The organism is Psychromonas antarctica, assembly GCF_022267535.1.
Classification (GTDB): domain Bacteria; phylum Pseudomonadota; class Gammaproteobacteria; order Enterobacterales; family Psychromonadaceae; genus Psychromonas; species Psychromonas antarctica.
In genome coordinates this window covers 1-6,007 of record NZ_JAHNZV010000144.1, presented here as the reverse complement: position 1 = coordinate 6,007, position 6,007 = coordinate 1, and the positions used below count along the sequence as shown (strand labels likewise).

The window sequence follows — 6,007 nt, the reverse complement described above, 5'->3', positions numbered from 1 at the left end:
ATAGGTAATTGATTTTTATAAAAACATAGACAGCAGTTCAATTATGTAACCAATATTTCAAATATGTCCCCTGAGAGTGGTGTTTTTAGCTACCATTGCTTTCTATTTTTCCAGTGCTTCACTTTACGTTAGTCAATAAGTTGAGGGCAGTTTAAGCAGGCCTTTTTTAAAAGTTAAATAAGGAGAGATAAATATGAACGATCCCAAAAGAGCATCTGATACACCTTACGCAGTAGAAGTAGAAGCCGGGAAATCCTATTTCTGGTGCGCATGTGGAGAAAGCAAATCACAACCACTTTGCGATGGCTCTCATAAAGGCACTGATTTCATGCCCGTAAAGTATCAGGCAACAGAATCTAAAAAAGTGTTTTTTTGTGGTTGTAAAAAAACAGCGGCACAACCATTGTGTGATGGCAGCCATAAATAACAATAAACGATATTGTAAAAATTTATGTCGATTTAGTAGCTAGCTTTCCAGAAATTAACGCCTGGCACGAAGGGCAACGTGTAGGTGATCATGCAGAAGTAAGTTATCGGCTTTCCCCTTTGAATCGTGATGTTACAGCTAAGCTAGGATTGGCATATCTGAGCAGAGATGGTATTGGTCATGCTCGTTGTGAATTTTTAGCTTTAGAATATTAAAAATAATCTCTTATTCACTGTCCCACGTTGAGGTTAAGTAATAACTGTCATTCAAAATAAGGTAAAAAGATCGTTATGGGGAAAATAGCCATCGTTATAGGCGCTACAGGTTTAGTCGGTAGGGCATTAGTTGACCAATTAGTAAATGCAGAAAATATCAGTAAAATAGTCACGCTTACTCGTCGTTCTGACACGCATTTATCACCAAAAGTTTTTAATCAAATCGTGGATTTTGATAATTTAGAGCGTCACGACAAATCATTTAATGGGGACTTTTTGTTCTCATGCCTGGGCACAACAATTAAGCAGGCCGGCTCTATTGCAGCCCAACGAAAAGTTGATCTTGATTACCAGTTTAAAGCTGCGCAGCTAGCTGCTAGCAATGGGGTAGATCATTATCTGCTGGTTTCTTCGAGCGGAGCTAATGAAAAAAGTAATAGTGAATATCTAAAAATGAAAGGTGAGTTAGAGCAGAAAATTAAAGCTTTGCCTTTTAAACGTATTAGTATATTTCAACCGTCACTGTTGCTTGGCCAGCGTGCTGAGCTTCGCTTAGGTGAAAAAATCGCCAGTTGGGTAATGATTGTTTTGCGCGTTATCCCTTGGCTTCGGCGCTTTCGCCCAATAACAGGGGAGCAGGTAGCGACTAAGATGGTTGTCGTTAGTAAACAATCAGGGCGATCAATAGAGTTTTTCCGCCTGGATGATATTTTCATTAATTAGCGTTGTCATAACCGAGTTGAATTCCAAGCAATCGTTATACTTCATGTCTCTTAGTTGCTCAGCGCTATGGCGGATGATACCGACCGGAGACAAGGTGTGCCTTTGGCATTGCTGCGCATAGGGTGGTGCTTGCTGATGTATGATGCCTCCTACCCATTCATGGCGCCGATATAGGGAAGCTTGCGCAGTTGATGCGCTTTCCAATGGGCATGTAATTGCAACGATAGTGGCAATTGTAAATAGCAATAAAGATCCATCGTTACTAACTAGAACAGCATTAGTGATTTGGCCATAAAACGATGCACGGTTGATTAGGGATGCTCATAACTATTACTGTTTTGTAAATGAGACAAAATAAATGATAACAGAAGCAATAATGATCCATTTTTATCAAAAATGTAACCGTATAAATGATTCTGAAGCAATGCCATTTGGCAGAAATAAATTCTACAGCTTCCTTAAGGAATAGTTAAAATATGCGTAAAACTGATAAAAAAACTGATAATAAACTTAGACTTTCATTGACCGACGTTTGTGAAGTAGCATTAAGGGAAATTGACGGCTTTCAATGGATAACTCATGTGGTCGATTATTCAAAATCCCCAATAAGTTTAAAGATTTTTTGTATTTTCGACACAAATAAAAATCTTGCTTTTTTTCTGTCAAAAAACAGCAAACAACAACTTGCCTCCCTGATTGTAACCAAGCTTCATGAAGTCAATGTTGAATTTAAAAAACCTATGGAACACATATTTTATGACACAGAAGAAAATTGTGAGAAAGATCATCATGGTAAATGGTCTGATAGACTAGGTTAAAGTGCGAAGTATACAAGCCGATTTACATTAAAAATGTTGGGCCATTTCACCTCTATCTTATTTGCGGGCTTAGTATGCGAGGGCTTTTATAATACTTGCATATTGTAAGAGGCGGGCTAACATTCATTACTACACCTCTTGAGCACTTTCCCTATATTGCTTATAATAGCGCACTTCTTATTTACTACAGGTCACAACATGAACGACACTAAAACGCAACCAGCTTTACCGGATCGCTTTTCTGCTAATCCCCGAAGCCCACATCATGTGGCAGAAATTTTCGAGCATGACATCGGCATTCGACTCAACGGCAAAGAGCGTTTCGATGTCGAGGAATATTGCATCAGTGAAGGTTGGGTAAAAGTCTCAGCGTTCAAAGCGTTGGACCGTCGCGGCCATCCACTTATGATAACTAAAAAAGGAACGGTTGAAGCGTTTTATCGTTAAAACGTAGCAATGCAAAAGCGCTGATTTCGTCAACACTAATTCCCCTTTGAGTTGCTACAATAGTTACGTTTCTATTTTTTATTCAACTGACTAGCAGCTTGAAAAAAGGGCCTAACGAAATTTAGGCCCTTCATATTATTGATATCCAAGAAACCATTACAAGAAGGCTCATTTTACAGTAAAGGAGCTCATTAGATTGACTAACACTGAAATCGCTTAATATACTTCCGTTAACCTCAATTGCTAGGGACGCAAATATCACCGTCATCAACCACGTTATGCGTAGAGTTTGATAATTGGATCGATTTCACTAACTTAAGGCGCGATAAATACGTTAAAATAGTCAGCTATTATTTTAGCTTTGAGCCCTTTATATTAATGACAACTACCACGACACCAACCAACTTTACATCACTTGGCATTATTTCGCCCTTGTTAGCTCGGTTGACTGAGCTCGAATATCAGCTGCCAACCCCCATTCAAGCACGCGTTATCCCAAGTATTTTAGCGCAACGGGACTTAATTGCAGGGGCAAATACCGGTTCGGGTAAGACGGCGGCCTTTGCACTACCGTTATTACAACAAATACACACAGAAAAACAATTAACTAGCAAAAACACCCAAGGTAACTATGTGACGGGGCTTATTTTGGTGCCTACCCGTGAACTAGCTAAGCAAGTTGCCGACAGCATTAAATCTTATGCACTGCATTTTAATGGCATGATTAAAACGGTTGCTGTTTTTGGTGGTGTATCCGCGAATACGCAAATGCAAGCATTACGAGGTGGCACCGACATTTTGGTAGCAACGCCTGGCCGACTGCTCGATTTAATCTCAAGTAATGCCATTAAACTTGATAGGGTTAAAACCTTAGTGCTTGATGAAGCAGATCGAATGCTAAGTCTAGGCTTTACTGATGAACTCTCAACACTGTTAGCATTATTACCGAAGAAAAAGCAAATTTTGTTGTTTTCAGCGACATTTCCCGAGGAAGTACAGACTTTAACCCAAGAATTGCTCCATAATCCAGTTGAAATACAATTACAAAGTGCTGATGCCAGCACCTTAGTACAGCGTGTTTTCACCGTTAACAGAGGCAATAAAACGGCCTTATTAGCACATTTGATCAAACAACATCAATGGCGACAAGCCCTTATTTTTGTCAATTCGAAAAACAGCTGTAATCACTTAGCTGAAAAACTTTCTAAACGTGGTATTGCCGCAGAAGTGTTTCATGGTGATAAAGGTCAGGCCGCTCGCAGTCGTGTGCTTGATGCGTTTAAAGCAGGTGAGATTGAAGTGTTAATCGCAACTGATATTGCAGCCCGTGGTCTAGATATCGAAAAACTCCCCGTAGTGATCAACTTTGACTTACCAAGAAGTCCATCAGACTACATGCACCGTATTGGCCGCAGTGGCCGTGCCGGTGAAGTGGGCTTAGCATTATCGCTTATCGATCATGACGATTTTCATCATTTCAACGTAATCGAAAAGAAGAACAAGATCTGCCTTGAACGTGAACAAGTAGTCGGTTTTGAGGTTGATGACATTATCAAAGATAAATTTCCAGCTGCCGATAAACCGATGGCAAAACCAGAAGGCAGCGGTAAGAAAAAACGTAAAAATAAAACGTTGGTAAATGCAGATATCTGGTTGAGAAATTCTTAGTCTGGATAAAAGAACAAGAATAGGTGTCGCACAGCCGACACCTTATAAATGCAGAGACCCCCTAACTACAAAATAAAGGGCCAACTCTCTTTTGCTAAAGTGAAGTAGGGGGCTTGTCTAATAAAATAAATGCATCTAGTGCATCCTTTTCCGCACAGACCATAAAAAATGATCAACAGTTTCTTTCAATAATTATATATTCTCTCTGGCATCTATAACTCAATTTCATTATTATCCTGTTCATAACAAGGTATTACCAACGCAAAAAAACAAAGCTTTACCCCCCCTAACCACATCCGAAAATTCATCACGTGACACATAGCCAAACAGGGTGGTCACGATGATAATATTGAGCATATCTTTGACTTATAAAAAATATAAGCTTTAAAAACAAACACTAAAAAGAAAAAAGACACCTGCGGCATCACTAAGTGATGCCGCTAAGATATCGACAGGAAAGGCGAGCTCAGGTGCCATAAAAATCACTTAGTGGCATCACTTGCCGTCGTCACGTGTAACAATACGGATCACATGTGTAATAATTGTTCATTTACATGTGCATTCTAATTCAATAACATACCTACTCATATTACTCAGGTTGAATGTTAATCATGGGATATGATATTTATTAATAGTTGTCTGCACTACTAACCAGACAACAAACATATTAGATGATATTGCAAACAACCATCACCGAACGAATACCCCGCTTAATAGGAACTAATATGCCAGTGAATATTGATTACAAACCGAAGACGTTTGAATGGAATACTACGAACATTGCTTGGCTAAAAAGTTACTTGACCCAGAAGAGCCGTTTACTTAATCTTATAACTGATGGTGTCGGTGTCGACATTGCTAATATCAATTTATTACAATTTAACGGCCTTTGCACATTGCTTGAAAAAACAGCTGAAGGGAGAGAGCTTCGTACAAAAATGTTTAAGGCTTGGCGAAGTAAAAAATCACGTGATAGCAATAATGGCAAAAAGATTTTCACTTTCAATCTCGATGTAAAAGCAGGGCTACAACTAAAAAAACTAGCCGACAAGCGCACCATAAACAAAACACTCGAAGATATCATTTATGGGACGTTCCAATCGGAAGAAAGTTTAAGTCTTCAAGCAAAGCAACTTAAAGCACAAAAAAAAATAGAGAAGCAGAAACTACAAGAGCAGCAAACAGAAGAAGAAATATCCATACGCTTTGAAGTAAAGGCGCTAGCGACACAAGAAAAATCGGAATTGATTCGAATAATACTAAAGCTAAATAAACAACTGAAAATGTTCGAAGAAAGATATCAAGAAAGACAAAAGCCTTAGCGACATTGCAGCAATTCTGACACTGGGGGCAACAACAAGATGATTTATTATGCGACTAATCTATGGGCTGTATTTAATCTTATATTTAAATATCGTAAAGAGGGACAAGCTTGATGCTCGTTATCTATTGGTCACTGGTTTTGATAAACATGTCGGCTCGGCCAATCGAAGCTATTCAGTTTATGCGTCATTTGTCTTTTACTGGTGAAATTCAACTGTTAATACCAAAAGACAAAAAATAAAGATAACAGTATGTTATACATTTTATGTTAAATAGGATTATGTTCAATAGAAAGTAAGCTAAGGTGAGATCGGATCTCATGCTTAATTTACATTAACACAAAACTGATAATTTTTAACAATATATACGCATACTCTATTTAACAT

General features: G+C 38.5%; 6 protein-coding genes. All 6 read left to right on the top strand.

Translation table 11 applies throughout. The annotated features are described in order from the left end of the window. Positions 1–193 precede the first annotated feature (193 nt). The 6 genes from KSO91_RS15760 (at position 194) to KSO91_RS15735 (ending at position 5,620) form a co-directional block, all read left to right on the top strand. Positions 194–427, top strand: coding sequence for a CDGSH iron-sulfur domain-containing protein (locus KSO91_RS15760; protein ID WP_238743984.1), 234 nt, complete (start codon positions 194–196; stop codon positions 425–427). A 290-nt stretch (positions 428–717) separates the two neighbouring features. After that, the gene (locus tag KSO91_RS15755) at positions 718–1,365 is read left to right on the top strand and encodes an NAD(P)H-binding protein (protein WP_238743983.1); all 648 of its coding nucleotides are present in this window, start codon (positions 718–720) and stop codon (positions 1,363–1,365) included. 476 nt (positions 1,366–1,841) lie between these two features. Next, positions 1,842–2,183: a Fis family transcriptional regulator gene (locus KSO91_RS15750; RefSeq protein WP_238743982.1), complete on the top strand. Its 342-nt coding sequence runs from the start codon at positions 1,842–1,844 to the stop codon at positions 2,181–2,183. 198 nt (positions 2,184–2,381) lie between these two features. Then, positions 2,382–2,630 carry a DUF3297 family protein gene (locus tag KSO91_RS15745; protein ID WP_238743981.1) on the top strand — a complete coding sequence of 83 codons (249 nt, stop codon included), beginning with the start codon at positions 2,382–2,384 and terminating at the stop codon, positions 2,628–2,630. Between the two features lie 378 nt (positions 2,631–3,008). Then, entirely contained in the window at positions 3,009–4,298 is a 1,290-nt protein-coding gene (locus KSO91_RS15740; RefSeq protein WP_238743980.1) for a DEAD/DEAH box helicase, read from the top strand. A gap of 725 nt (positions 4,299–5,023) precedes the next feature. Continuing rightward, on the top strand, positions 5,024–5,620 hold the full coding sequence (locus tag KSO91_RS15735; protein WP_238743979.1) for a hypothetical protein: 597 nt from the start codon (positions 5,024–5,026) through the stop codon (positions 5,618–5,620). Positions 5,621–6,007: the final 387 nt, after the last annotated feature.

Coding starts and splice junctions, on each gene's coding strand:
- KSO91_RS15750 (WP_238743982.1), top strand. CDS start 1,842: ATGCGTAAAACTGATAAAAAAACTGATAATAAACTTAGACTTTCATTG.
- KSO91_RS15760 (WP_238743984.1), top strand. CDS start 194: ATGAACGATCCCAAAAGAGCATCTGATACACCTTACGCAGTAGAAGTA.
- KSO91_RS15745 (WP_238743981.1), top strand. CDS start 2,382: ATGAACGACACTAAAACGCAACCAGCTTTACCGGATCGCTTTTCTGCT.
- KSO91_RS15740 (WP_238743980.1), top strand. CDS start 3,009: ATGACAACTACCACGACACCAACCAACTTTACATCACTTGGCATTATT.
- KSO91_RS15755 (WP_238743983.1), top strand. CDS start 718: ATGGGGAAAATAGCCATCGTTATAGGCGCTACAGGTTTAGTCGGTAGG.
- KSO91_RS15735 (WP_238743979.1), top strand. CDS start 5,024: ATGCCAGTGAATATTGATTACAAACCGAAGACGTTTGAATGGAATACT.